Origin of the sequence: Pseudomonas sp. Irchel 3E19, assembly GCF_900187585.1 — a bacterium.
Lineage (GTDB): Bacteria > Pseudomonadota > Gammaproteobacteria > Pseudomonadales > Pseudomonadaceae > Aquipseudomonas > Aquipseudomonas baetica.
On record NZ_FYDT01000003.1, the window covers coordinates 145,338 to 170,662 of the forward strand.

Genomic DNA, 25,325 nt, shown 5'->3' on the forward strand with positions numbered 1-25,325 from the left:
ATGCAAACTCGTGACGATATTTTCAACACCCTGCGCGATGCCTTGGTCGAGCTGTTCGAACTGGAGCCTGCGCGCATCAGTCTGGAATCAAACCTGTATCAGGATCTGGAAATCGACAGCATCGACGCGGTCGATCTGATCGATCACATCAAGCGTCAGACCGGCAAGAAAATCGCCGCCGAAGAATTCAAATCGGTGCGCACCGTCGGTGACGTGGTCGAGGCGGTTTTCCGTCTGGTTCAACCGGCCGCATGAGCCGATTGATCGGCCTGGGCCTGCTGCTGGCCGGCCTGCTGTACCCCTTTGCGGTGTATTTCGGCATGGAGCACTTTGCCCCGTGGCAGTTTGGTTTGCTGCTGGGCGGCCTGTGGCTGGCGCGCGCGCTGACCGGCGAACGCAAGCCTGGCAGCCTGTGGATGGCCTGCGTGGCCATTGTCTTCTGCCTGCTGCTGGCGGTGTTCGACAGCCCGCTGTTGCTGCGCTGGTATCCGGTGCTGATCAGCGGCTTCATGCTGGTGCTGTTCAGCCTGAGTCTGAAATTCGGCCCGCCGATGGTCGAGCGCCTGGCGCGGCTACGCGAACCGCAGTTGCCGGCCAACGCGATTGCCTACACCCGAAAGGTCACTGTGGCCTGGAGCGTGTTTTTCTTCTGCAACGGTTTGTGCGCCGCCCTCCTCACCCTGTGGGCGCCGCTGCATTGGTGGATGTTGTACACCGGCCTGATCTCCTACGGATTGATCGGCTTGATGTTTGCCATTGAATGGCTGATACGACAACGGGTAAGAGGCCGTACATGAACTGGATAAAACTTGAGCAGTTGTTGCTCAAGACCCTGCCGGCACGGGCCATCAGCCACGCACCGGCACTCGATCACGCGCAACTGTGCGAACAGGCGCTGTGCGTCGCCGCCGGCCTGCAAGCCCAAGGTGTGCAGCGCTTGGCCGTGCATCTGGAAGACGCCGCCGAACTGGCCATCGCCCTGCTCGGCGCCTGGCGTGCAGGCGTCAGCGTGTTGCTGCCCGCGGATCTGCAAGCGCAGACCCGCCAGCGCTGGTCGGGCGAAGTCGATCTGTGGCTGACCGATCAAACCGGTGACAGCTGCCTGGCTGACTTGCATGAGCCTGCAATGCCAGGCGCTGAGCTGAACCTCGATGAGTGCCGCTTGAGCCTGTGCACTTCCGGCTCCAGCGGTGAACCGAAGCGTATCGACAAGACCCTGCGTCAAATGGCCAATGAGGTCCAAGCGCTGGAACAGCTGTGGGGCTCAGACCTCGGTGAAGCCTGCATCATCGGCAGCGTCGCGACCCAACACATTTACGGCTTGCTGTTTCGCGTGCTGTGGCCGCTGTGCGCCGGGCGAACCTTCTTGCGCAAGCAACTGCCCTTCCCCGAGGATTTGCAGCGCGCCAGTCGCGAGCATCCGGCCTTCGCCTGGGTCGCCAGTCCGGCGCTGCTCAAGCGCATGGGCGACAACCTCGACTGGCCGGCCCTGAGCGCCGTGCGCCGGGTGTTTTCCTCCGGCGGCGCGTTGCCGGCCGAAGCCGCGCAGAGCCTGCATCAACGCCTGCAACAGTGGCCGACGGAAATCCTCGGCAGCTCGGAAACCGGCGGCATTGCCTGGCGTCAGGGCGAAACCCTGTGGCAGCCGTTCGCCGCTGTCGAACTGAGTCAGGACGCCGACGGCGCCCTGCTCATCGCCTCGCCTTACCTGCCCGCCGGCCATGTCGAACACACCGCCGACGCTGCGCGCATCGCTGCCGATGGTCGCTTCGAACTGCTGGGGCGGCTGGACCGTATCGTCAAACTTGAAGAAAAACGCATTTCCCTGCCGATGCTCGAGCAAGCGCTGGTCGCCCACGATTGGGTCGCCGAAGCGCGTCTGGGTGTGGTGCAGGAAAATCGTGCCGTCCTCGGCGCATTACTGGTGCTCAGTGCAGACGGCCTGTTTGCGTTACGCGAACACGGCCGCCGCAGCCTGACCGAAACCCTGCGCAAGCACCTGAGCCAGCATTGCGAGGCCCTGGCCCTGCCGCGGCGCTGGCGTCTGGTGCGGCAACTGCCGTTGAACAGCCAAGGCAAGCTGCCGCAGGCCGACATCGAAGCGCTGCTCATCGCTGATCGCCCGAAAGCCCCCGAAGTGCTGGAGCAAGTCGAAACCGACGGCGAATGGAGCCTGCAACTCAGCGTGCCACCGGATCTGGCCTACTTCAGCGGCCACTTCCCCAAGGCCCCGGTATTGCCCGGCGTGGTGCAGGTCGAATGGGCGCTGAACCTCGGTCGCCAGTTGCTGAACCTGAACGCAGCGTTCACCGGCATGGAAGTGCTGAAGTTCCAGCAACTGGTGCGCCCCGGCGATGAAATCCAGTTGCATCTGCGCTTCGACCCCGAGCGCCGCAAGCTGTATTTCGCTTACCGCAATGACACGGCGACCTGCTCCAGCGGGCGGATTTTGCTGGGGGCGGATCATGCATAACCCCTGCGCCGTGATTCCGGTTTACAACCACGAAACCGCCATCGGCACCGTGGTCGACGCTTTGCTCGCGCAAAATCTACCGTGCATCCTGGTCGATGACGCCAGTACGCCATCCTGCGCGCGCGTGCTCGATGGCCTGGCCGAGCGCGATAACGTCTATCTGGTGCGGCTCACCGTCAATCAGGGTAAGGGCGGCGCGGTGATGACCGGTCTGCGTGAAGCCTCACGCCTGGGCTTCAGTCATGCCTTACAGGTTGACGCCGATGGCCAGCACGACCTGCTCGACGTCGCTCGTTTCGTCGAAGAATCCCGCGCCCATCCTGAAGCGATGATCTGCGGTTATCCGCTGTTCGACGAGAGCGTGCCAAAGGGCCGGTTGTACGCGCGTTACCTGACTCACGTGATGGTCTGGATCAACACGCTGTCGTTGCAGATTCGCGATTCGATGTGCGGCTTTCGTGTCTATCCACTGGCGCCGACCCTCGCGCTGATCGATTCGGCAAAAGTCGGCAAGCGCATGGACTTCGACTCGGACATTCTGGTGCGCCTGTCATGGCGCAATCAGCCGATGCGCTGGCTGCAAACCAGCGTGCATTACCCGCTCGATGGCGTGTCGCACTTCCGGCTGCTCCACGACAACGCGCTGATTTCCAGCATGCATACGCGGCTGTTCTTTGGCATGTTGCTGCGCTTGCCGGTCATCCTCTGGCGGCGGTGGCGCACATGAGCCTCGAGACCGACAAAAAGCACTGGGCCGACCGCGAAGAACGCGGCAGTTTCCTGCTGATGAAATTCACCGCACTCGCCGCCAAAGTCCTTGGCCGGCGTCTGCTGAGCCCGTTGCTGTACGGCATCGTTTTGTACTTTTTCCTGTTTGGCCGCACCGCCCGGCGCAGTGCCTGGCAGTACCAGCAGCGTTTGGCTGACTGGAACAAACGCGAAGACTTGCGTCCGAGTCATTGGCGCGTGTTTGGCCAGTTCATGGCGTTCGCCGATTCGATGCTCGACAAGCTCGACGTGTGGAACGGCAAGCTGCGCATCGAGCAGATCGAAATCATCGATCCGGCGCTGCTGCGCAATCAACTGCGCGGCAGTCGCGGGCAACTGCTGGTCGGCGCGCACCTGGGCAATCTCGAAGTGTGCCGGGCGCTGGCGGAGATCGGCGAAAAGGTCACGATGAACGTCCTCGTACACACCAAGCACGCCGAGCAATTCAACCGGTTGCTCGGCGAGGCCGGGGCGACCAATCTGCGCCTGATTCAGGTCAGCGAACTTGACCCGGTGATCATGCTGCAACTGCACGAACGCCTGGAACGCGGCGAGTGGCTGGCGATTGCCGGCGACCGCGTGCCGCTGCATGGCGGGCGCAGCGTTACTGTCGACTTCCTCGGCCATCCCGCGCCCTTCCCGCAAGGCCCTTGGCTGCTGGCCGGTTTGCTCAAGTGCCCGGTCAATCTGCTGATGTGCCTCAAACAACCGGACGGCCACTATCGCCTGACCCTCGAACCCTTCGCTGACGCCGTGGTGTGGAAGCGCAGTGAGCGCGAGCAGGTCATTCATCAGTGGGCCACCCGCTATGCGCAGCGCCTGAGTCACTATTGCCTCGAAGCGCCGCAACAATGGTTCAACTTTTACCCTTTCTGGAAGACCGATGACGACGCCAACCCATGAGCCGGTAACCTTCGGCGAACGCCCTCTGCGCATCGAAGACGTGCTGGCCCTGGCCAACCGTCAGGCGCCCGTGCAGTTGCAGAGCGACGCGGCTTACCGCGAACGCATCGCCAAGGGCGCGCGGTTCCTCGATTCGCTGCTGGACAAGGAAGGCGTGATCTACGGCGTGACCACCGGTTACGGCGATTCCTGCGTGGTTGCGGTGCCGCTGCATCACGTTGAAGCGTTGCCGCGTCACCTCTACACCTTCCACGGCTGCGGCCTCGGCAAACTGCTCGACGCACAGGCCACCCGCGCGGTGCTGGCGGCACGTTTGCAGTCGCTGTGCCACGGCGTATCCGGGGTACGCGTGGAACTGCTGGAGCGTCTGCACGCCTTTCTTGAACACGACATCCTGCCACTGATTCCGGAAGAAGGTTCGGTCGGCGCCAGCGGCGATCTGACGCCGCTGTCGTATGTCGCCGCGACGCTGTCCGGCGAGCGTGAAGTAATGTTCCGCGGCGAGCGTCGTCAGGCAGCCGATGTGCACCGCGAATTGGGCTGGACGCCGTTGGTGCTGCGCCCCAAAGAAGCGCTGGCCTTGATGAACGGCACCGCCGTGATGACTGGCCTCGCCTGCCTCGCCTACGCCCGCGCCGATTACCTGCTGCAACTGGCCACGCGCATCACCGCACTCAATGTGGTGGCGCTGCAAGGCAACCCGGAACACTTCGACGAACGCCTGTTCGCCGCCAAACCGCACCCTGGGCAAATGCAAGTCGCCGCGTGGCTGCGCAAGGATCTGGCGATCGACGCGCCGACTGCGCCGCTGCATCGCTTGCAGGATCGCTACTCGCTGCGCTGCGCCCCGCATGTGCTCGGCGTGCTGGCCGACAGCCTGAACTGGCTGCGCGCGTTCATCGAGACCGAGCTCAACAGCGCCAACGACAACCCGATCATCGACGCCGAAGCCGAACGTGTTTTGCACGGCGGGCACTTCTACGGCGGGCACATCGCGTTCGCCATGGACAGCCTGAAAAACCTGGTGGCCAACGTCGCCGACCTGCTTGACCGTCAACTGGCGTTGCTGGTGGACGAGCGTTACAACCACGGTTTGCCGAGCAACCTGTCCGGCGCCAGTGCCGATCGAGCGATGCTCAATCACGGCTTCAAGGCTGTGCAGATCGGCACCAGCGCCTGGACCGCCGAAGCGTTGAAAAACACCATGCCGGCCAGCGTGTTCTCGCGCTCCACCGAGTGCCACAACCAGGACAAGGTGAGCATGGGCACCATCGCCGCCCGCGACGCGATCCGCGTACTGGAGCTGACCGAACAGGTCGCCGCCGCCACGCTGCTCGCCGCCAACCAGGGCGTGTGGCTGCGAGGTCAGGCTGAAGACGCGCGACCGTTGCCACCGTCTCTCGCGGCGATGCACGAAGAACTGGCCAAGGACTTCCCGCCGGTCATCGAAGACCGTGCGCTGGAAGGCGAGCTGCGCCTGTGCCTGCAACGCATCGCCGCGCAACACTGGAGGCTGCATGCGTAGTGCCGGAGTGCTTCACGCCGATACGGAAATCCTCGTGCCGTTTTTTGACGTCGACACCATGCACGTGGTCTGGCACGGCCATTACGTCAAATACCTGGAAGTAGCGCGTTGTGCGCTGCTCGACAAGATCGGCCACAACTACACGCACATGGTCGAGTCCGGTTACGCCTGGCCGATCATCGACCTGCAACTGCGCTACGTGCGCGGCGCAGTGTTCGGCCAGAAGCTCAACGTACGCGCCAGTCTGGTGGAGTGGGAAAACCGCCTGAAGATCAACTACCTGATCACCGACCTGCAAAGCGGCGAGCGCCTGACCCGCGCAAGCTCCGTGCAAGTGGCGGTCGAAGTGAGCAGCCGCGAGATGCAACTGGCCTCACCAAAAGTCTTCACCGATGCCGTGGAAAGGATGCTGCGATGAATGTTTTTGTTAAAGGCTTGAGCGCACTGGCGCTGCTGGCGATGTCGTCTCTGGCTAACGCCTTCGATCTGCAACAGCTCAGTGAACAACTGGCGAAACCGGACGTGATCCACGGCCAGTTCATCCAGGAAAAACACCTGCGCGCCCTGCCCCAGCCGCTGATCAGCAAGGGCAGCTTCGTTCTCGCGAAAAATCACGGCCTGCTCTGGCTGCTGAAATCACCACTGCAACAGGACTACCGCATCAACGCCAAAGGCATTGCCCGGCGTGACGGCAACGGCTGGCAGCTGCTGCCGAACAAGAGCGCTGGCGCCGAGCAGAACCGCTTGTTCCTCGCCGTGCTGCAAGGCGACAGCAGTGGTCTGCAACGGGATTTCGAACTGGCCCTGAGCGGCGATGCGCAGCAGTGGAAACTGACGCTGACGCCGCGTTCATTGCTACTCAAACAAGTCTTCAAGCAGATCAACATCGACGGCGGCGCACTGGTGCAAACCATCGAACTGCTGGAAACCCAAGGCGACAGCACCGTGCTGCGCATGCAGGACAGCAGCGCCGGCCAACCGTTGAGCGACGCGGAGCAACATGACTTTGCTGAGTGAACGCAGACTGCCGTGGCTGTTCCTGATTCTGCTGCTGGCCGTCATCGCGCTGGCCGGTTGGCAGTGGCGCAACGGTGCGCCGCTGTCGGCGAACCTGATGGAACTGGTGCCGGGCACGAACCCCGACGCCCTCGAACTGCGTGCCGAACAGCGCATGCAGGAACCGCTGAATCGCGAAATGCTGGTGCTGGTCGGTCACGCTGATCGCCAGCAAGCGCTGGCCATGGCGCAGACGCTGGGCGAGCAATGGCAGGCCAGCGGACTGTTCGACAAAGTGCAGTGGAACCTGCAAGCCGATCTGCCGGCCCTGCGCACGCAACTGCTGCAAGGGCGGCTGGCGATGCTCTCGGCAGATGATCGGCAACTGCTGATCGAGCACCCCGACGCGTTCATTCAGCAACGGGTGCAGGCGCTGTTTGACCCGTTTACCGGTTTCAGTCTGGTGGCGAGTCAGGATGACTGGCTGGGCCTGACCGGACGCATCCAGAACAGCCAGCCGAAACACGGCGCGGTACAACTGGACATCGGCAGCGGCGCGCTGGTCGCCGACGCTGACGGCAAGAGCTGGGTGCTGCTGCGCGCGCGCACCACCGGTAATGCCTTCGACATGAACCTGCCGCTGCAAGTGGCGGATCTGCTTCAGCACAGTCGTGACCAAGCGGCACAGTCCGACGTGCAATTACTGGCCGCCAGCGGTTTGCTTTACGCCGCCAATGGCCAGCAACAAGCCACACGCGAAATGACCTGGGTCGGCGGAGGCGCCACGCTGGGCATTCTGTTGTTGCTGCTGTTGGCGTTCCGCCGCTGGCGGGTGCTACTGGCTTTCGTGCCAGTGTTGGTCGGCATGCTGTTCGGTGCGGTGGCGTGTGTGGCGCTGTTTGGTCATATGCATGTGATGACACTGGTGCTCGGTTCCAGCCTGATCGGCGTGGCGGTGGATTATCCGCTGCACTATCTATCCAAGAGCTGGAGCCTCAAGCCGTGGCGCAGTTGGCCGGCCTTGCGCCTGACCCTGTCCGGGCTGACGTTGAGCCTGATCACCAGCGCCATCGGTTATCTGGCGCTGGCGTGGACGCCGTTCCCGGCGCTGACGCAAATCGCAGTGTTCTCCGCTGCCGGGTTGCTCGGCGCCTATCTGTCGGCGGTGTGTCTGCTGCCGGCGCTGCTGAAGAATGTCGAACTGCGTCCGGCGCAATGGCCGCTGCATCTGGCCGAGCGGCTAGTCGGTCTGCGGGAAAAACTACTTGAACGCGTGCGCACCCCGGTGTTGCTCGCACTGCTGATCGCGTTTTGCGTAGGCGGTCTGCTGCAACTGCAAAGCAAAAACGATATCCGCCAGTGGGTCGGCGCACCGCAACGCCTGACCGATGAAGCGCAGACCATCGCACGCATCACCGGCTATCAGCCGACCAGCCAGTTCTTTCTGGTGCGCGCCGCCAACCAGCAGGAATTGCTCGAACGTCAGGCGGCGCTGAGCGAGCGTCTGCAGCAACTGGTCAACCTCGACAAGCTGCAAGGCTATCTGGCCCTCGATCAACTGCTCAGCCCGCCGGGTCAGCAACAGCAAGTGCGCGAAGCACTGAACAAACTGCCACAGTTCTGGCAGCCGTTGATCGATCTCGGCGTGCCCGTCGCCGCGCTGCAAACCGAGCTGCAACAGTTGCAGTCGCTGCCCCTTGAGGACATCGACGTTGCACTGGCCGGGCCGCTCGGCGAGCCGTACCGCACGCTGTGGCTCGGTCCGACCGAAGACGGCGTGGCGGCGATGACCAGCCTGCAAGGCCTGAACAATCCGTCGCTGCTGCGCGTGCAGGCGCTGGATCTGCCGGGCGTGGTGCTGGTGGATCGCCTCGGTGATCTGAACAACGTTTTTGCCGCGACGCAGATCAGCGCCGCCGAGTTGAAACTCGCCTCCTGCGTGTTGATCGTCTTGGTGTTGATCCTGCCCTTCGGCTTCGGCGGGGCTTTGCGCATCGTTGCTCTGCCGTTGCTGGCAGCGCTGTGCAGTCTGGCCAGCCTCGGCTGGCTCGGTCAGCCGCTGACCCTGTTCAGCTTGTTCGGCTTGCTGCTGGTGACGGCGATCAGCGTTGACTACGCGATTCTCATGCGTGAGCAGATCGGCGGCGCGGCGGTGAGTCTGCTCGGCACCTTGCTGGCGGCCGTGACCACATGGCTGTCGTTTGGCTTGTTGGCGGTTTCCAGCACACCAGCGGTGAGCAATTTCGGTTTGTCGGTGAGTCTAGGTCTGGCGTTCAGTTTCATGCTCGCGCCTTGGGCCGGGCGTCATGAACACACCGCTAGCGTTTCGGAGCGTGCAGCATGATGGTCATCGGTTTCTGGCTGCTGGCCCTGGCGTTGTTCGTCTTAGCTACTCGCATCGGCCGCCACTTCGGCCTGATACCGATTGTCAGCCAGTTGCTGCTGGCGAGTTTCGGTTTGCCGCTGCTGATGTATTTCTGGATCGAACCGGGCTGGCAGCTCAGCGGTGCCGAACTGATCGCACCGGTGTGGCTGAAAAACCTCTACAGCCTGAGTTTTGCGCTGTTGCTCGGGCATATCCTCAGCGATGTGATCGATCTGCGCCTGGATCGCCAGAGCGTGAAAATCGCCGTGCCGAGTTTCGCCGTGCCGTTTGCCTGTGGTCTGGCGGCTGCGTACTGGCTGCTGCCCGCGCAACCGTGGCTCAACTCACTGGCCATCGGTCTGGTGTTCGCGATTACCGCGATCCCGGTGCTGTACTTGTATCTGCGCCACATCGATTACCCGCCCTCTGCCACCCGGCGCCTGGTGCAGACAGCGATCCTGATCGATCTGACATGCTGGACGCTGTTCGGCCTCGCTCAGGGCAGTTTGCACCTGAGCGGTCTGTTGCTGCCGCTGGGCCTCGCGTGCGTGCCGTTAGTGCTGTATCTGTCCGGTGTGCGCCGACCACTGACTTACAGCCTCGGTTTCTTCGCGCTGCTGGTCATGGCCGAGCACTACAAACTCAACGCACTGATTTTCGGCATCGGTTATCTGCTGTGCATGGCCGCGCTGAAAGTACCGCTGGTGCTGCCGCTACCGGCGCGCTGGATGAGCCGTTTGCAGACGTGGATCGCGATCCCGCTGATCCTCACCTTCGGCATCGTCCAGATCGATGTGCACGCGGCTCTCGCCAGCCTCGGCGCCGGGCAATGGGCCGCGCTGCTGCTGTTGCCGATTGCCAGTAAACTGCTCGGCAACTGGCTCGGCCTCGGCTGGGCCGGTGCTTCGTTTGCAGGCGCCAGCCGCTGGCGTGAAAGCGTGCTGCTGAACATTCGTGGCCTCAGCGAAATCGTCTTTCTCAATCTGCTGTTGCAACAACACCTCATCACCCCGGCGCTGTACTTCGCGCTGATGCTGATGGGCCTGATCGCCACGCTGTTACCGGCCCTGATCGGCCTGCACCGTGCGCCACTGAATTTGCCTACCTCATTACCCCGGAGCTCACGTGCCAATCGTTGAAATGGAATCCCGTCAGGTCGTGATCATCGGCGCCGGCCCGTCCGGCGCCATCGCCGCCGCACTGCTCAAGCGCAAGGGCCACGACGTGCTGGTCATCGAGCGTCAGCACTTCCCAAGGTTTTCCATCGGCGAAAGCCTGCTCAGTCATTGCCTGGACTTCGTCGAAGAAGCCGGCATGCTCGACGCCGTCAACGCCGCCGGATTCCAGCGCAAGACCGGCGCCGCGTTTGCCTGGGGCGAGCGCTACAGCGCGTTTGATTTTGGCGACACCTTCACCCACGGCAAGCCGACCACGTTCCAGGTGCAGCGCGCCGATTTCGACAAATTGCTGGCCGATCAAGCGGCGCTGCAAGGTGCCGAGATCCGCTATGGCGATGCCATCGTCAGCGTTGATTTCGACCGGACAAAACCACAACTTGATGTGCGTCGTGAAGACGGCAGCGAATACCGCGTCGAGGCCGATTTCGTCCTCGATGCCAGCGGTTACGGTCGCGTGCTCTCGCGCTTGCTGGATCTGGAAGCGCCATCGAACTTCCCGGTGCGCCAAGCCGTGTTCACCCACGTCGAAGATCACATCGACAACCCGGCGTTCGACCGCGAAAAAATCCTCGTCACCACCCACCCGCAGCATCGCGATATCTGGTTCTGGACGATCCCGTTCAGCAACGGTCGTTGCTCGGTGGGCGTGGTTGCCGCAGCGGAGCACTTCGCTGGCCGCGATGACGATCTTGATGCCTGTCTGCGTGGTTTCATCGCCGAGACGCCAAGCCTGGCCGGCGTCCTGAACAACGCCGTGTGGGACACGCCAGCGCGCACGCTTGGCGGGTATGCAGCCAACGTCAAAACCTTGCATGGGCCAGGCTTCGCGCTACTGGGCAACGCAGCAGAATTTCTCGACCCGGTGTTCTCCTCCGGCGTGACCATCGCCATGCGTTCGGCGAGCATGGCAGCGGCGGTGCTGCACCGTCAGTTGCAGGGCGAAACCGTCGACTGGCAAAGCGAATTTGCCGAACCGCTGAAACGCGGCGTCGACACTTTCCGCTGCTACGTCGAGGGCTGGTACGCCGGGACCTTTCAAGACGTGATTTTTTATGAAGACAGCCAGGCGGAGATTCGCCGGATGATCTGCTCGATCCTCGCCGGTTATGCCTGGGACGAACGCAACCCGTTCGTCAGCGAAGCGCGCCGCCGGTTGAAGATGATTTCCGAACTTTGCGCAAAGGACGCCCCATGACTTACCTGAGCGACAGCTACGTCGAGGAAACCCGCTTCGGTTTCTGGTTCCTGCGCAGCCACACCTGGCAACACCATGTGTTGCGCGTGGCGATCAACGATCTGCGCGGGTTGTTCAGCGAGTCGTTGCCGGCGAATCCGGTGTTGCTGGATGCCGGTTGCGGTCAGGGCAAGTCGTTCCGTCACCTGCGCCAGACTTTCGCGCCACAGCGTTTGATCGGCATCGACGCCGATCCGCACAGCCTTGAATTGAGCGGCGAAGAAGCGGTGCGCCAAGGCCTGGATGTCGAGTTGATCGGCAGCGATTGCGCGACGCTGAACGTGCCGGACGCCAGCGTCGATCTGCTGTTCTGTCATCAGACCTTTCATCATCTGGTCGAGCAGGAAAAGGCCCTCGCCGAGTTTTATCGAGTGCTCAAGCCCGGCGGTTATCTGCTGTTCGCCGAATCCACCGAGGCTTACATCGATACGTGGGTGATCCGCTGGCTGTTCCGCCATCCGATGCATGTGCAAAAGAGCGCTGCGCAGTATCTGCAGATGATTCGCGAGCAGGGTTTCGAGTTTGGCGAGCGCAACGTCTCGTACCCGTATTTGTGGTGGAGCCGCTCGAAGGATTTTGGTTTGCTGGAGCGGTTCGGGTTGCGCAAGCCGAAGCCGTTTGGCGAGCGTGAGGAAACGCTGGTGAACGTTGTCGCGCGCAAGCCATTGGCAGGTGATATCTGATGCAACACTTTCGACCTGTACACTCCAAACCCTGTGGGAGCTGGCTTGCCAGCGATAGCGGTGTATCAGTCAGCCCCAATGTTGAAAGTGCCGACGCCTTCGCGAGCAAGCCCGCTCCCACAGGGTTTGTGGTGTGGCTGATGCTGGCGATGTTTGCCCTGCTAAGCGGTTGCGCCAGCCAGGCGCCGCTGCCAACCGGCAACCCGACGTTGCCGCTGCCCTTGCAACTGCACATCGAACGCCAACAAGCCGAACAACGCCAGGACTGGCTGCTCGTCATTCAGCGCGAAGGCCCAGGCATCCGTTGGTCGATGATGGACCCGCTGGGCATTCCTCAGGCCCGTCAGCAACTGATCGACGGCCACTGGCAGGCCGACGGTCTGCTGCCGCCCAATCCGGAAGCCCGGGAGCTGTTCGCCGCGCTGCTGTTCGCCCTGACGCCGTCTGGCGAACTGATGCGCAATTACCCCTCCGCGCAGCAACAGGGTGGTCAACGTTCATTGTCCGCGCGCTGGAACATTCGTTATGTACAACCGTTGAGCTTTGAATTAGACCTGCCCCAAGGCCCGCACTATCGCGTTTCTCCACTCGGTGAACCGACGCCATGACCGCCTACCTGAATGCCCTCGGCGTCATCTGCGCCCTTGGCCGCGACAAGCAAGAAATCGCGCGCAATCTGTTCGCCGGCGACTGCTCGGGCATGCGCCCCGAGTCGGGCTGGGTGGCGGAGCGTGAGTTGCCGGTGGCCGCCGTACACGGTGAATTGGCGCCGATCCCGCCAGAACTGGCCGGCCAGAGCAGTCGCAATAATCAGTTGTTGCTGGAAGCCGCGCTGCAGATTCGCGCCGACATCGATCACGCGATCCAGACTTACGGCCGCGACCGCATCGGCGTCGTGCTCGGCACCAGCACCTCAGGCATCGATGAAGCCAGCCGAGGCCTGGCGCATTTCCTCCGTGAGCAGCATTTCCCGGCGCAATACGACTACGGACAACAGGAACTCGGCGCTCCGGCAAATTTCCTCGCCGACTGGCTGCAACTGAGCGGCCCGGCCTACGTGATTTCCACGGCCTGCACGTCCAGCGCCCGCGCACTGATGAGCGCGCAACGCCTGCTCGATCTCGGTCTGTGCGACGCGGTGCTGTGCGGTGGCGTCGACAGTCTGTGCAAGTTGACCCTCAACGGTTTCTCTTCACTGGACGCGGTGTCCGACGAGCGCTGCAATCCGTTTTCAGCCAACCGCAACGGCATCAACATCGGCGAAGCGGCGGTGCTGTTCGTGATGACCAAGCGACGTGGCGATGGCCCAGCCATCGCCCTGCTCGGTGCCGGCGCCAGCTCAGATGCGCACCACATCTCAGCGCCAGAGCCGAGCGGTCGCGGCGCCCTGCAAGCGATGCAGAAAGCCTTGCGCCGCGCTGATCTGCAAGCGGCGCAAATCAACTATCTGAACCTGCACGGCACCGCGACCCAGCACAACGACGCCATGGAAAGCCTGGCCGTCGCCACACTGTTTCCCGACGGGGTCGCCTGCTCCTCGACCAAACCGATGACCGGCCACACCCTGGGCGCAGCCGGCGCACTGGAAGCCGCGTTCTGCTGGTTGAGCCTGAGCGATGACAACCCGACACACGCCTTGCCGCCGCACGTCTGGGATGGTCAGGCCGATCCAGCCCTGCCGCCGCTCAACTGGGTGACCGCAAGCGAACGCCTGTCGTCCATTGCACCCCGCTACCTGATGAGCAACTCGTTTGCCTTCGGCGGCAATAACGTCAGCCTGATTATCGGAGACGCCCCATGACCGACTGGCCGCTCGCCGAACTGCTGCCCCACGCGGGCGACATGATTCTGATCGAGCAGATTCTCAGCTTCGACGAAGAGCAGATTTACACCCGCCTCACGGTCAAGCCTGACGGCCTGTTCAGCCTGCCCGACGGCAGTTTGCCAGCGTGGGTCGGCATCGAGCTGATGGCGCAGAGCGTCGCCGCGTTCGCCGGCTGCCACGCGCGACGCAAAGGCAATCCGGTGGAGCTGGGCTTTTTGCTTGGCACACGCAAGTTCGAGTGCAACGTCGACGCGTTTCCTGCGGGCTGCGAGTTGACCATCCATGGCATCCGCTCGCTGGAAGACGACAACGGCATGGGCGTTTTCGAGTGTCACATCAACGGCGCAGGCATCGCCGCCAGCGCACGCTTGAACGTGTTCCGCCCGCCACAGCCAACCCAATATCTGCAACAAGCAAAGGAGTCGAACGATGACTGAATCCGTACTGGTCACCGGCTCCAGCCGTGGCATCGGCCGCGCCATTGCCTTGCGTCTGGCGCAAGCCGGGCATGACATCGTCCTGCATTGCCGCAGCGGCATTGCCGAGGCACAAGCTGTGCAAGCCGAAGTCCAAGCGCTGGGCCGCAGCGCGCGCATCCTGCAATTCGACGTTGCCGACCGTGAAGCCTGCAAAAGCATTCTTGAAGCCGACGTCGAAACCCACGGCGCCTATTACGGCGTGGTGCTCAACGCCGGTCTGACCCGCGACGGCGCGTTCCCGGCGCTGAGCGATGACGATTGGGACGTGGTGCTGCGCACCAATCTCGACGGTTTCTACAACGTCCTGCACCCGGTGATGATGCCGATGATCCGCCGCCGTGCCGCCGGTCGCATTGTTTGCATCACGTCTGTATCGGGGCTGATCGGCAACCGTGGCCAGGTCAACTACAGCGCCTCCAAGGCCGGCGTTATCGGCGCAGCGAAAGCGTTGGCGATTGAGCTGGGCAAGCGCAAAATCACCGTTAACTGCGTCGCGCCGGGCCTGATCGACACGGCGATGCTCGACGAAAACGTGCCGGTGGAAGAACTGATGAAAATGATCCCCGCGCAACGCATGGGCACCCCCGAAGAGGTGGCCGCTGCAGTAAATTTCCTGATGTCGGCGGAAGCCTCGTACATCACCCGTCAGGTACTGGCGGTCAACGGAGGCTTGTGCTGATGAAGCGCGTCGTCGTCACCGGCATGGCCGGCATCACCTCGCTGGGCAGCGACTGGGACACCATCGCCGGCAACTTCGCGGCCAACCGCAGCGGTATTCGGCGGATGGACGAGTGGGATCGCTTCAGCGAACTCAACACACGCCTGGCCGGGCCCATCGATGATTTCGTGGTGCCCGCGCATTGGACCCGTAAGCAACTGCGCAGCATGGGCCGGGTGTCGCGGCTGGCAGTCGGTGCGGCGGAACAAGCCTTGGCCGACGCCGGTTTGCTCGGCGACGCCTCGATCAAGGACGGGCGCATGGGCGTGGCCTGTGGCTCGTCCACCGGCAGCACCGACGAGATCAAAGCCTTCGGCAACATGCTGCTCAACTCGGTGGCCGAAGGCCTGAACGCCAACTCCTACGTGCGGATGATGCCGCACACCACCGCCGCCAATATCAGCATCTTCTTCGGCCTCACCGGACGCCTGATCCCGACGTCCAGCGCCTGCACCAGCGGCAGCCAGGGCATCGGCTACGCGTATGAGGCGATCAAGTTCGGTCGCTTGCCGTTGATGCTCGCCGGCGGCGCCGAAGAACTCTGCCCGACCGAAGCCATGGTCTTCGACGCGCTCTACGCCACCAGCCTGAAAAACGATGCGCCGCAAACCAGCCCGCGCCCGTACGACAAGGGCCGCGACGGCCTGGTGATCGGCGAAGGTGGCGGCATGCTGGTGCTTGAGGAGCTGGAACACGCGCTCGCTCGCGGCGCACACATCCACGCCGAAATCGTCGGTTTCGGCAGCAACGCCGACGGCCAGCACACCACACGCCCGGAACAAACCACCATGCGCCGTGCGATGGAGCTGGCGCTGGAAGACGCCGGCCTGACGCCGGATGCCATCGGTTATGTCAATGGTCACGGCACGGCTACAGAACAGGGCGACATTGCCGAAACACTGGCGACCAGCAGTTTGTTTGGCGAACGCATGCCGATCAGCTCGCAGAAGAGTTTCCTCGGCCACACCCTCGGGGCCTGCGGCGCGCTGGAGTCCTGGTTCAGCATCGAGATGATGAACCGCGACCTGTACGTGCACACGTTCAACCTCGACGAGGTCGATCCGCACTGCGGCAAGCTCGATTACCTACGCGGCGAATTCCGCCAGATGCACCACGACTACGTGATGAACAACAATTTCGCTTTTGGTGGCGTCAACACCTCGTTGATTTTCCGCCGCTGGCCGCAACCGAATTAATCCAGGTCAAGGAGACCTCCAATGCACTTCAAGAAACTCGCTGCCATCACTCTGCTGCTCTGCGCCTTGCCGGCCGTGAGCCAGGCCCGCGACACGGCGGTTTACCTGCCGTTCGACAAAGCCGTCGCCGAAGCGACCCGTTCGGGAAAAATCGATGGCAGCGTGAAGTTCTATCTGGCCGGCAACACCCCGGCCGGCAAAGTCACCGTGCTCAGCCCAGGTGCCGTGACCAACAAGAAAACCAACGCCTTCAACAAGTCCGACACAGAGGCCTGCGAGTGGGTCGTGCAATCGGCCATCATCAGCCTGCACCAGGCCGCGAAAAGCGCCGGCGCCAACGCAGTGACCAACATCGTCAGCTTCTACAAGAGCAACGAGCGCAAGGATGCGCAGACCTACGAATGCCACGCCGGCGCGATCATGGCGGGGGTTGCGTTGAAGGGTGATCTGGCGAAGGTGCAGTAAACGCCAGAAACCACAAAGGGCGCCATTCGGCGCCCTGCTCATTTCAGCATCTACACTCATCCTGACAGGCCATCGCACCGCCTGCCGGAGCGGCGAGCCCAATCCCCCCTGCACTCGCGCTTCTCTTTCACCGTCAAGGAGATGACCATGCAAGTGAAAGCCCTGATCGCCGCCACGCTCTTCAGCCTGCTGCCCAGCGCCAGCCACGCCACCAATCTGATGTACATGCCCTTCGAAACCGTGCTGTCGGATGCGATTCGCGCCGGGCGGCTGGATGGCAGCGTGAAGTTCTATTTGGTCGGCAATGGCCCGCAGGGCACACAGCAGTTATTACGCCGCGATGTGATCAGTGATCTGAAGACCAACGGTTTCAACAAGAGCGACCACAATTCCTGCGAGTGGGTGTTGCAGTCGAATCTGATCAAGTTGCAGGCCGAGGCCAAGCGGGTCGGGGCGAATGCGGTGGTCAATATCGTCAGCTATTACGACCGGCATGTGCGCAAGGATTTGAATACCTATGAGTGCCGGGCGGGGATTTTTGTCACGCGGGTGGCATTGAAGGGGGATTTGGTGCGGTTGCCTTAGGCATTCTGGAATTTTTTGGCGTAGCGGCCGGCCTCTTCGCAAGCAAGCCCGCTCCCACAATTGATCTTCAGTGAACACATACTGTACGCATGACACAAATCCCCTGTGGGAGCGGGCTTGCTCGCGAAGAGACCAGCAGCCATTACACAATCAAAGGGTCGACCTTGCGCGTGAGCAGTTCGACGAACGCCTTGGCCATCGGTGATTTCTGATCCTTGCGCTGCACCAGCCACACCGCCGAAATCGCTTCAGGATCCAGCAGCGGCCGATACACCACGCCGTCGATGCGCATCCGCTGATAAGAGGCTGGCAAGACAGAGACGCCCAACCCCGCTGCCACCAGACCAATGATGGTCATCGCCTCCCCCGCCTCTTGGGCAAAGTGCGGACTGAAGCCTGCGTCACGCGCCAGGCTGAGCAGTTGTGCGTAAAGACCGCTGCCATAGCTGCGCGGAAAGAACACGAACGGCTCCAGCGCCAGCGCCGAAAGAAACAGGCCCTCCTCGCTGCCCTGGGCCAACGGATGCTTGGCGCTGAGCACAGCCACCAAAGGCTCGCGCATCAATTCCACCACGCTCAAGGAATCGGGCAGGCCCAGCGGACGCATGATGCCGACTTCGATCGACTCGTCCACCAGCGCCTCCGCGACCTGTGTACTGCTCATTTCCCGCAGGTTCAGGTGCACCGCCGGGAAACGCTGACGAAAGGAAAAGATCGCCTGCGGAATCGTCGAGTTGAACGGCGCAGAAGAGGTGAAGCCGATCTTCAGTTCCCCGAGTTCGCCGAGTTGCGCACGACGGGCGACATCCGCCGCTTTGTCGACCTGCGCCAGTACCAAGCGCGCCTCCTCGAGAAACAATCTGCCGGCCTCGCTCAGCTCGACCCGACGATTGGTGCGCTCGAACAGCCGTGCGCCGACCTCTTGCTCCAGCGACTGAATCTGCTGGCTCAATGGCGGCTGAGAAATCCCCAGCACCTGTGCGGCCCGGCCGAAATGCAGTTCTTCGGCAACGGCGATGAAGTAGCGCAGGTGACGCAATTCCATGAAAACTCCATTAGGTCGTTAAAGCTATCAAACAGGTCGAACAATATATTGGATAGAAACATTAGCCAGCTATATGCTTTTTTCCATTGCCTGCCTGGCCGTGCTCTCCCGAGGTCTGATGTGAAAACCGCCGCCGCCCCTCTTGCCCATGAAGTACCACCTGCTGCGGCCGACGATGTCGTCGCCGAGCTGCAAGAGCTCTACATCGAAAAAGGCACACCGATGTTCATGCGCACGGTGCTGGCGCTGTTCAGCGGTGGGTTTGCGACGTTTGCCCTGCTGTATTGCGTGCAACCGATGATGCCGCTGCTGTCCCACGAGTACGGGATCAACGCGGCGCAGAGCAGCCTGATTCTGTCAGTGGCCACCGGCATGCTCGCCATCGGCCTGCTCATTACCGGGCCGATTTCCGATCGGGTCGGGCGTAAACCGGTGATGGTCACCGCGTTGTTCGCAGCGGCGCTGTGCACCATCGCCAGTTCGATGATGCCGAGCTGGGAAGGTGTATTGATCATGCGCGCGCTCATCGGTTTGTCGCTGAGCGGTCTGGCGGCGGTGGCGATGACTTACTTGAGCGAAGAGATTCACCCGCAACACATCGGTCTGGCGATGGGTCTGTACATCGGTGGTAACGCGATTGGCGGGATGAGCGGACGGTTGATCACCGGGGTGCTGATCGACTTCGTCAGCTGGCACACGGCAATGCTGGTGATCGGCGGTCTGGCAATGATTGCGGCGGCGGTGTTCTGGAAGATTCTGCCGGAATCACGCAACTTCCGCTCGCGCTCACTGCACCCGCGTAGCCTGCTCGACGGTTTCACCATGCACTTTCGCGATGCCGGTTTGCCGCTGCTGTTTCTTGAAGCGTTCGTGCTGATGGGCGCGTTCGTGACGCTGTTCAACTACATCGGCTATCGCTTGCTGGCCGCACCGTACAACCTTGATCAGCTGTTCGTCGGTTTGCTCTCGGTGGTGTACCTGTCGGGCATCTACAGCTCGGCGAAGATCGGTTCACTGGCGGACAAACTGGGGCGACGCAAAGTGTTGTGGGCGACGATTGCGCTGATGTTCGTCGGCCTCGCGCTGACGATGCTCACACCATTGCCGCTGGTGATCATCGGCATGCTGATCTTCACCTTCGGCTTCTTTGGCGCGCACTCGGTGGCGAGTAGCTGGATCGGACGACGGGCGTTGAAGGCCAAGGGGCAGGCGTCGTCGTTGTATCTGTTCAGTTATTACGCAGGGTCGAGCATTGCCGGCACGGCGGGTGGGGTGTTCTGGCACTTGGGGGGATGGAACGGTATTGGCCTGTTTATCGGCGCGCTGTTGCTGATTGCGCTGTTGGTGGCGTTGAAGCTGGCGAAATTGCCAACACTGGGTAGCGCGCCACCCTGACCGTCAGGATGGCTCGGCACGAACCACCAGTTGCGCTTCCAGTAACTGATCTTTTTTATCCAGGCTCAGGGATTCGAATTGAGCACCGTCGCGTTCGACGCCCTCCAGCCATTTCAGTAATGTCTGCGCATTGCCCCGCAAGGTGATGCGCAGGACATTGTCATCGGCCTCGAACTGTTCCAGGTCCAGCCCCTGCGCCAATGCGCTGTCACTGAGCCGGGTGGAGAGCGGCGCGGACACCAGCGGGCGCTGCTGCGACGGCAGTGCGCGCTGCACTTGCAGCGCCAGCGCCAACCGTTGTTGATAAAGTCGTTCAGCGGCAGCCAGACGCTGTTGTGCCGGTTGCCAGAGCCCACTGAACATCAGCACGGCGATCAGGAAAATGCCCAGCCAGACCAGCATTTTCTGATCCCTGCGCGGCAGTTGCTGCCATTTTTCCTGCAAGACTGGCGGTAACTTCAGGTAAGACTTCATTCAGGACGACTCCTCCAGCGTCAATATTGCCCGCACGCGGTTCTGGTCTTTGCTGGCACTGCCGAGCTTGATTGGCATGCCGCTCTGTCTGCCGCGCTCGCGCAACTGCTCAAGTTCGGCAAAACTGTTGGCTGTGAGTTGCACTTTCCAACCCTCGCCGGCGCGATACTCGATGCGTTGTACCTCGACGCTGCTGCCACCGATTACCTGTTCGGCAAGGCTGTGCAAACGCGCCAGGCGGGTTTGCTGATTCGTATCACCCTGCGTTTGCAAGGCACGCAATTGCGCAGCCAGGTCAACAATGCGGGTTTCCTGGGGATAGATGGCTCTGAACCGCTCCACGCTGTCGGCGTAAAGAAGCCCGGCTTGTTGTTCAAGAAAATGGCTACGTGCCTGAGTGAACCCCCACAGCATCAGGAACGTCAGACCCACCGCCCCCCCCACAAGCGACCAGGGCAAGCGTCGCTGCGACTGAGCATATTCGCCCTGACGCAGGTCTATGGCGTGCCGGGATTGTCTGGCCAGCACAGTGCTGAGCGCTGTCAGCGCAGAGCCCGGTGTGTTCAGCCAATGCACGGGGGATGCCGGGTTTTCCTTTAAGGTTTCACGTCCTTGATCGGTCAGCGCCAGCCTCGCTTGCTGAGTCCCTCCGACGATCCAGCGCCCGAACCACCAGGCGCCACAAGGCTGATCGTCGGGCAGCAGATCGGCATCGACGTAACAGCTTGCCGGCTCGATACCCAAGGACTTCAGCAGGACCAACAACGTTTCCAGCCACTGCCGGTCGATTACCAACAGCGGATAACGTCGCGTAGCGTCTGAGCGCCCGACCGCCACATGAACGCTGTCCAGTTCCTGCGCCAATTGGTCCTCAATCGCATACGTCAGCGCCTGTACGGAAGGCCGTCGTCGGTTAGGCCACGCGTCGGTGAGCCACCAACTACAAACCTCCATTGGCAGTATCAGCATGACGCTGGCACCGGCCAACACGGTCGCGGCGTTGGCCAACGGCATGAGATTCGGCGCCTCGTCGTCACGCCAGAAACAGCATGGCCAATCGGGTGAGGCCTTAGGCAAGCCTTCGGCGGTCAGGTAAAGCCAGGTTTTCATTGGGCAGTTTCACTTTCAGTCGAGGCCACGAAACTTCGTTGTTGCAGTCGTAGCCGGCCATTACTCAAATCACGTTCAAATTGGCTGATCAGGCGCAGACGGCGCTGGCCCAACTCAGCATCCACCGTGACGCGAAACCAGCGGCTGTTCAGGCCCAACCCATGGCTGAGCACACCCAAGCCCTCAATGGCAGGCGCCTGAGTGAAGCTCTGCACACTGGAGTAACCTTCATCAGGACGTTGCGCCACTAACGCTTGGGCGCTGTCGATGGTCATTCCTTCAAGGGTCGCGAGGACCGTTGCCGAGGCGGTGTTGACGTTTAGCGTGGCCTCCTTGGGGAGCACGGCAATCCACGGTTTGATGCGCGCCAGCCAATGCGCATCGACGCCGGGCAGCAACCGTAATCCGGAAACATCGGACAGCAGCCCCGGGCCATCGGGCGGGCGCAAAGCGCTCAAATCCGGGGCATTCAGGTTCAGCGCCTGCAACAGCCGCGACCAGCGCCCGAGCGTGATCTGGTCGACCTGACCGGCCTTGAGCAACTGATTGATATTGAAACGCCCGGCGAGGTCTTCGATGTGGATGTGCACCCGCCCGCCGTCGATGTCGAATGCGCTACGGCGCTGGCCCCACTCTTGCCCCAGCTGAATCGTTTTTGACGCTCGCCATTGTGGGTTCTGCAGATATTGCCGAGCCAGGGTTTCACCGCTCAGCCCCAACTGACGCAACTGCAATTGATGAAGTTGCTGCGCACTGCTTTGCACGGCGAGGCGATGGCTGCGCAGTAAACTCCCGACCAGCAACAGCGCCAGGCTCATCACCAGCAGCACCGTGATCAATGCAACGCCCTGCTGACGGCTCTTCATCGCACAGCCTGCGGCAAAATGAACACGCGGCGGATCTGGCCGAAGCGCGGCGAGGAAAACTGCAGTTCCACAGCCTGGGGCGGCGCCATCGGCATTTTTGCGTCAACGGGCCACTCACTGCGCCAGGCGCTTTTTTCATCAAACAACCGCCAACGCACCTGCGTCACGCCTTCGAGCAACTTCTGCCGTTGCGCCTCGGCCTGGCCAACAGCGCGACTGTAACGCCACAGCGTTTCACCTTCGAAGGTGTAACTGACTTCCTGTAACTCACTGCGCAGCTGATCCAGCGGGTTGCGCCAGTTACCCCGTTGAAAATTCAGCAAACCGCCATCAAGCAGCATCGTGCGCCCCGGGTGCGACTCCACCACCTGCAGCACATCGCGCTCAATCACCGCTACGGCGCGCATCAAGCTGCGCAGAGCCAGTTGATGGTCGACACTGCTGCGCTCGGCGCTGGCAACACCGTCGAACAATCGCCAGCACGCCATCCCCAACACAACGAAAATGGCCATGGCGATCAGCAACTCGATCAAGGTGAAACCCGACTGTCTATTCATCTCGCGCCTGCAACCAGCGCTGGCTGTGGTTCACGATGTCGTCACTGTCGCCACGGCGCACGCTGATTTCGACCGCAAGCAGACGCGAGTCTTCTGCCGCTCGAATGACTTGGCTGAGCACCCACTCTCGCTGGGCGAAGGCGACAACGAATCGTTGACTGCCCAATGGCAGATTGCGTTGCAGGCTCAGTTCGTTCAACTGGTTATCCGCCAGCCATGAGGCAAACAATCGCTCCTCCAGACCGGCACCCTGCTGCAATACATACTGACTGGCCGACAGGGCGGCGGCGGCCAGGGTTGCGAAGATCGCAAGGGCGATCATCACCTCCAGCAAGGTAAATCCGCGCTCAGTTTTCATCGATGACCGGCTCACTCAAACCATCACTGGAAAGACTCAACCAACGTTGACTCTTGCTGGAAAAACTCAAGACAAAGGGGCTGAGTTCGTCACTGCTGAGCAGCAAAATCTGTGGTTGCGCCGACGAGTCGCTCAAGGTCAGCGGTCGACCTTCCTGCTCAAGCGTCATGAACAATCCCGCAGGCAAATGACTTGGCGCGCCGACGGGCTGCCAGGTCGAACGCTCGAAACGCAACAACTGATAACTCTCACGCTCCAGACGCACGCCGTATTCACGCTCTTCCAGCACCGCGCTTTCCCGTGAGGTGTTCAGTAACTGGGCAACGGCCAGGGCTTGCTGCCGCGCCTGACGTGCCGGGCTCTCGCCGGCCACCAGGGTGATCATTCCGATCACCACGCTGATCACCACAATCACCACGAGCATCTCCAGCAACGTGAAACCACGGGCGTTGCGCTTCATCCTCAGTTGTCCCAATTGCCGATTTCAGCCGCGTGCCCTTCCCCACCTTCGACGCCATCCGAACCGAAGGAATAGAGGTCATAACCCGGCCCTTTAACGCCCTGCCCCAGGTACTGATAAGGCGTACCCCACGGGTCGACCGGGAGTTTCTTCAGGTAACCCTGCGGGTTCCAGTTTTTCGCCGTCGGTGTACCTGTCGGGCGTTTGCTGAGCGCTTCGAGTCCTTGTTGAGTCGAGGGATAGTTGTGATTGTCGAGGCGATACATTTCCAGCGCCGTGGCGATCGCCTGAATATCGGTTCTGGCAGCAGTGACCTTGGCCTGATCAGGTCGGCTCATGAACTGCGGGACGACGATCGCGCCGAGAATGCCGATGATCACCACGACCACCATGATTTCGATCAGGGTAAAGCCGCGTTGGGTACGTGCGCCGCTATGTACAAAGGGTTTCATGGTTCAGCTCACCAGTTGATTAAGACTCAGAATCGGCATCAGGATGGCCAGGACGATCAGCAACACCACGCCGCCCATCACCACCAGCATGAAAGGTTCAAACAGGCTCACCGCCAGTGCGATGCGCGCTGCCAGGGTTTTTTCCTGTTGCTCGGCGGCTCGCGCCAACATGCTGTCCAGTTCACCGGCGCGCTCGCCACTGGCGATCATGTGCAGCATCATCGGCGGGATATCACCGCTGCGTTCCAGGGCACGAGCCAGCGTGCCGCCCTCACGCACAGAGCGGGCGACATCGCTCATGCGGGCGCGGACGGTCTGGTTGGCAATCACCGCGGCGGCTATTTCCAGAGCATCCACCAGCGGCACGGCGCTCTTGCCGAGAATCGCCAAGGTACTGGCGAACCGTGCCGCTTCAGTCGCGCGCAACACCCCGCCAAGCAGCGGCATGCGCAGCAGCAATGCATGCCAGCGCAAGCGCATGGCGGGCTGACGTAACGCCGCTCGTACACCCGCGACCAAAGTGAAGATCAGCAAAAACAGCCACAGGCCATAACCGCGCAAGCCATCGCTGAGAGCGATGAGTCCGCGAGTCAGCATGGGTAATGGCTGGCCACTGTCGATAAAAATCTTCACCACGTCGGGCACCACGTAGGCCAGCAACAAACCGACAATGGCCAACGATGCGCACATCAGAATCAGTGGATAAACCAGCGCCAGCTGAATGCGCTGGCGCGAAAGCTGACGGGCCTCGGTGTAGTCGGCCAACTGCTCCAGTACCTGCTCCAGATGACCGGAGCGCTCACCCGCAGCGACCGTGGCGCGATACAGTTCGGGGAACACTTTGGGAAATCCGCCCAGTGCCGACGCCAGTGTGTAACCTTCAAGGACACGACTGCGCACCGATAGCAGCAGGCTGCTGACACGTCGTTTTTCACTCTGCGAGGCTACCGCTTGCAAGGCTTCTTCCAGTGGTAACGAGGCCTGAATCAGCGTCGATAGCTGACGTGTGACCAGGGCCAGTTCGCTGGCACTCAAGCGCGCGTTACTGGTGAACCGACCGGCCGGATTTTTTACCCGTCGGGCCTCCCTCAAGTGGGTGGTCATCAGGCCGCGATCACGCAATAACTGACGCGCCTGCCTGGGACTTTCCGCCTCTTGCGAGCCTCTGATCCTGCGACCGTTGCGATCCTGCGCCTGATAATCGAATGCCGGCAT

At 61.8% G+C, this 25,325-nt stretch carries 29 protein-coding genes; 20 read left to right on the plus strand and 9 right to left on the minus strand.

Annotated features, from left to right (window positions below; genetic code table 11):
- The 19 genes from CKW18_RS03120 to CKW18_RS03210 all read left to right on the plus strand — a co-directional run bounded on the left by CKW18_RS03120 (window position 1) and on the right by CKW18_RS03210 (window position 17,393).
- On the plus strand, window positions 1-255 hold the full coding sequence (locus tag CKW18_RS03120) for an acyl carrier protein (protein ID WP_095187409.1): 255 nt from the start codon (window positions 1-3) through the stop codon (window positions 253-255).
- Window positions 252-797 (plus strand): hypothetical protein, encoded by a 546-nt coding sequence (locus tag CKW18_RS03125; protein WP_095187410.1) that lies wholly within the window; start codon window positions 252-254, stop codon window positions 795-797. Before CKW18_RS03120 ends, CKW18_RS03125 begins: the two co-directional genes overlap by 4 nt.
- On the plus strand, window positions 794-2,473 hold the full coding sequence (locus CKW18_RS03130) for an acyl-CoA synthetase family protein (protein ID WP_095187411.1): 1,680 nt from the start codon (window positions 794-796) through the stop codon (window positions 2,471-2,473). The genes CKW18_RS03125 and CKW18_RS03130 overlap by 4 nt, the downstream gene beginning before the upstream one ends.
- Window positions 2,466-3,200, plus strand: coding sequence for a glycosyltransferase family 2 protein (locus CKW18_RS03135; protein ID WP_095187412.1), 735 nt, complete (start codon window positions 2,466-2,468; stop codon window positions 3,198-3,200). The genes CKW18_RS03130 and CKW18_RS03135 overlap by 8 nt, the downstream gene beginning before the upstream one ends.
- Window positions 3,197-4,144: a glycosyl transferase gene (locus CKW18_RS03140; protein ID WP_095187413.1), complete on the plus strand. Its 948-nt coding sequence runs from the start codon at window positions 3,197-3,199 to the stop codon at window positions 4,142-4,144. The genes CKW18_RS03135 and CKW18_RS03140 overlap by 4 nt, the downstream gene beginning before the upstream one ends.
- The gene (gene hutH / locus CKW18_RS03145) at window positions 4,125-5,669 is read left to right on the plus strand and encodes a histidine ammonia-lyase (protein ID WP_095187414.1); all 1,545 of its coding nucleotides are present in this window, start codon (window positions 4,125-4,127) and stop codon (window positions 5,667-5,669) included. Before CKW18_RS03140 ends, hutH begins: the two co-directional genes overlap by 20 nt.
- A complete protein-coding gene (locus tag CKW18_RS03150) occupies window positions 5,662-6,087 on the plus strand; it encodes a thioesterase family protein (RefSeq protein ID WP_095187415.1) in 426 nt (141 codons plus the stop codon). Before hutH ends, CKW18_RS03150 begins: the two co-directional genes overlap by 8 nt.
- Window positions 6,084-6,686: an outer membrane lipoprotein carrier protein LolA gene (locus CKW18_RS03155; protein ID WP_095187416.1), complete on the plus strand. Its 603-nt coding sequence runs from the start codon at window positions 6,084-6,086 to the stop codon at window positions 6,684-6,686. Before CKW18_RS03150 ends, CKW18_RS03155 begins: the two co-directional genes overlap by 4 nt.
- Window positions 6,670-9,009: an MMPL family transporter gene (locus CKW18_RS03160; RefSeq protein ID WP_095187417.1), complete on the plus strand. Its 2,340-nt coding sequence runs from the start codon at window positions 6,670-6,672 to the stop codon at window positions 9,007-9,009. Before CKW18_RS03155 ends, CKW18_RS03160 begins: the two co-directional genes overlap by 17 nt.
- A complete protein-coding gene (locus CKW18_RS03165) occupies window positions 9,006-10,169 on the plus strand; it encodes a sodium:proton antiporter (RefSeq protein WP_095187418.1) in 1,164 nt (387 codons plus the stop codon). Before CKW18_RS03160 ends, CKW18_RS03165 begins: the two co-directional genes overlap by 4 nt.
- A complete protein-coding gene (locus CKW18_RS03170; RefSeq protein ID WP_095187419.1) occupies window positions 10,156-11,403 on the plus strand; it encodes an NAD(P)/FAD-dependent oxidoreductase in 1,248 nt (415 codons plus the stop codon). Before CKW18_RS03165 ends, CKW18_RS03170 begins: the two co-directional genes overlap by 14 nt.
- The gene (locus tag CKW18_RS03175) at window positions 11,400-12,125 is read left to right on the plus strand and encodes a class I SAM-dependent methyltransferase (RefSeq protein ID WP_095187420.1); all 726 of its coding nucleotides are present in this window, start codon (window positions 11,400-11,402) and stop codon (window positions 12,123-12,125) included. Before CKW18_RS03170 ends, CKW18_RS03175 begins: the two co-directional genes overlap by 4 nt.
- Before the next feature lie 140 nt (window positions 12,126-12,265).
- Window positions 12,266-12,733, plus strand: coding sequence for a hypothetical protein (locus tag CKW18_RS03180; protein ID WP_095187421.1), 468 nt, complete (start codon window positions 12,266-12,268; stop codon window positions 12,731-12,733).
- A complete protein-coding gene (locus tag CKW18_RS03185) occupies window positions 12,730-13,926 on the plus strand; it encodes a beta-ketoacyl-[acyl-carrier-protein] synthase family protein (protein WP_095187422.1) in 1,197 nt (398 codons plus the stop codon). Before CKW18_RS03180 ends, CKW18_RS03185 begins: the two co-directional genes overlap by 4 nt.
- Window positions 13,923-14,387 carry a hotdog family protein gene (locus tag CKW18_RS03190; RefSeq protein ID WP_095187423.1) on the plus strand — a complete coding sequence of 155 codons (465 nt, stop codon included), beginning with the start codon at window positions 13,923-13,925 and terminating at the stop codon, window positions 14,385-14,387. Before CKW18_RS03185 ends, CKW18_RS03190 begins: the two co-directional genes overlap by 4 nt.
- Window positions 14,380-15,108 carry a 3-oxoacyl-ACP reductase FabG gene (fabG, locus tag CKW18_RS03195; RefSeq protein ID WP_095187424.1) on the plus strand — a complete coding sequence of 243 codons (729 nt, stop codon included), beginning with the start codon at window positions 14,380-14,382 and terminating at the stop codon, window positions 15,106-15,108. Before CKW18_RS03190 ends, fabG begins: the two co-directional genes overlap by 8 nt.
- Window positions 15,108-16,343, plus strand: coding sequence for a beta-ketoacyl-ACP synthase (locus CKW18_RS03200; RefSeq protein WP_095187425.1), 1,236 nt, complete (start codon window positions 15,108-15,110; stop codon window positions 16,341-16,343). Before fabG ends, CKW18_RS03200 begins: the two co-directional genes overlap by 1 nt.
- Before the next feature lie 21 nt (window positions 16,344-16,364).
- Window positions 16,365-16,808 carry an excinuclease gene (locus tag CKW18_RS03205; RefSeq protein WP_095187426.1) on the plus strand — a complete coding sequence of 148 codons (444 nt, stop codon included), beginning with the start codon at window positions 16,365-16,367 and terminating at the stop codon, window positions 16,806-16,808.
- A gap of 147 nt (window positions 16,809-16,955) precedes the next feature.
- Entirely contained in the window at window positions 16,956-17,393 is a 438-nt protein-coding gene (locus CKW18_RS03210; protein ID WP_095187427.1) for an excinuclease, read from the plus strand.
- Window positions 17,394-17,535: 142 nt separating this feature from the next.
- Here CKW18_RS03210 and CKW18_RS03215 read toward each other — a convergent pair whose 3' ends face one another.
- Complete coding sequence (locus CKW18_RS03215) at window positions 17,536-18,438, minus strand: LysR family transcriptional regulator (protein WP_095187428.1); 903 nt, start codon at window positions 18,436-18,438, stop codon at window positions 17,536-17,538.
- 120 nt (window positions 18,439-18,558) lie between these two features.
- Between CKW18_RS03215 and CKW18_RS03220 the strand changes: the two genes are divergently transcribed.
- Window positions 18,559-19,833, plus strand: coding sequence for an MFS transporter (locus CKW18_RS03220; protein WP_095187429.1), 1,275 nt, complete (start codon window positions 18,559-18,561; stop codon window positions 19,831-19,833).
- 3 nt (window positions 19,834-19,836) lie between these two features.
- Here the strand turns inward: CKW18_RS03220 and gspM are convergent, their stop codons facing one another.
- The 8 genes from gspM to gspF are packed head-to-tail and all read right to left on the minus strand — an operon-like array spanning window position 19,837 to window position 25,325.
- On the minus strand, window positions 19,837-20,307 hold the full coding sequence (gene gspM / locus CKW18_RS03225; protein ID WP_095187430.1) for a type II secretion system protein GspM: 471 nt from the start codon (window positions 20,305-20,307) through the stop codon (window positions 19,837-19,839).
- Window positions 20,308-21,417: a type II secretion system protein GspL gene (gene gspL / locus CKW18_RS03230; RefSeq protein ID WP_095187431.1), complete on the minus strand. Its 1,110-nt coding sequence runs from the start codon at window positions 21,415-21,417 to the stop codon at window positions 20,308-20,310.
- On the minus strand, window positions 21,414-22,283 hold the full coding sequence (locus CKW18_RS03235; RefSeq protein WP_095187432.1) for a general secretion pathway protein GspK: 870 nt from the start codon (window positions 22,281-22,283) through the stop codon (window positions 21,414-21,416). Before CKW18_RS03235 ends, gspL begins: the two co-directional genes overlap by 4 nt.
- Window positions 22,280-22,840 (minus strand): type II secretion system minor pseudopilin GspJ, encoded by a 561-nt coding sequence (gene gspJ, locus CKW18_RS03240; RefSeq protein ID WP_095187433.1) that lies wholly within the window; start codon window positions 22,838-22,840, stop codon window positions 22,280-22,282. The genes CKW18_RS03235 and gspJ overlap by 4 nt, the downstream gene beginning before the upstream one ends.
- Window positions 22,833-23,198 carry a type II secretion system minor pseudopilin GspI gene (gspI, locus tag CKW18_RS03245; protein ID WP_095187434.1) on the minus strand — a complete coding sequence of 122 codons (366 nt, stop codon included), beginning with the start codon at window positions 23,196-23,198 and terminating at the stop codon, window positions 22,833-22,835. The genes gspJ and gspI overlap by 8 nt, the downstream gene beginning before the upstream one ends.
- Complete coding sequence (gene gspH / locus CKW18_RS03250; RefSeq protein WP_095187435.1) at window positions 23,188-23,658, minus strand: type II secretion system minor pseudopilin GspH; 471 nt, start codon at window positions 23,656-23,658, stop codon at window positions 23,188-23,190. The genes gspI and gspH overlap by 11 nt, the downstream gene beginning before the upstream one ends.
- 2 nt (window positions 23,659-23,660) lie before the next feature.
- A complete protein-coding gene (gene gspG / locus CKW18_RS03255; RefSeq protein WP_095187436.1) occupies window positions 23,661-24,110 on the minus strand; it encodes a type II secretion system major pseudopilin GspG in 450 nt (149 codons plus the stop codon).
- Window positions 24,111-24,113: 3 nt separating this feature from the next.
- Entirely contained in the window at window positions 24,114-25,325 is a 1,212-nt protein-coding gene (gspF, locus tag CKW18_RS03260) for a type II secretion system inner membrane protein GspF (protein ID WP_095187437.1), read from the minus strand.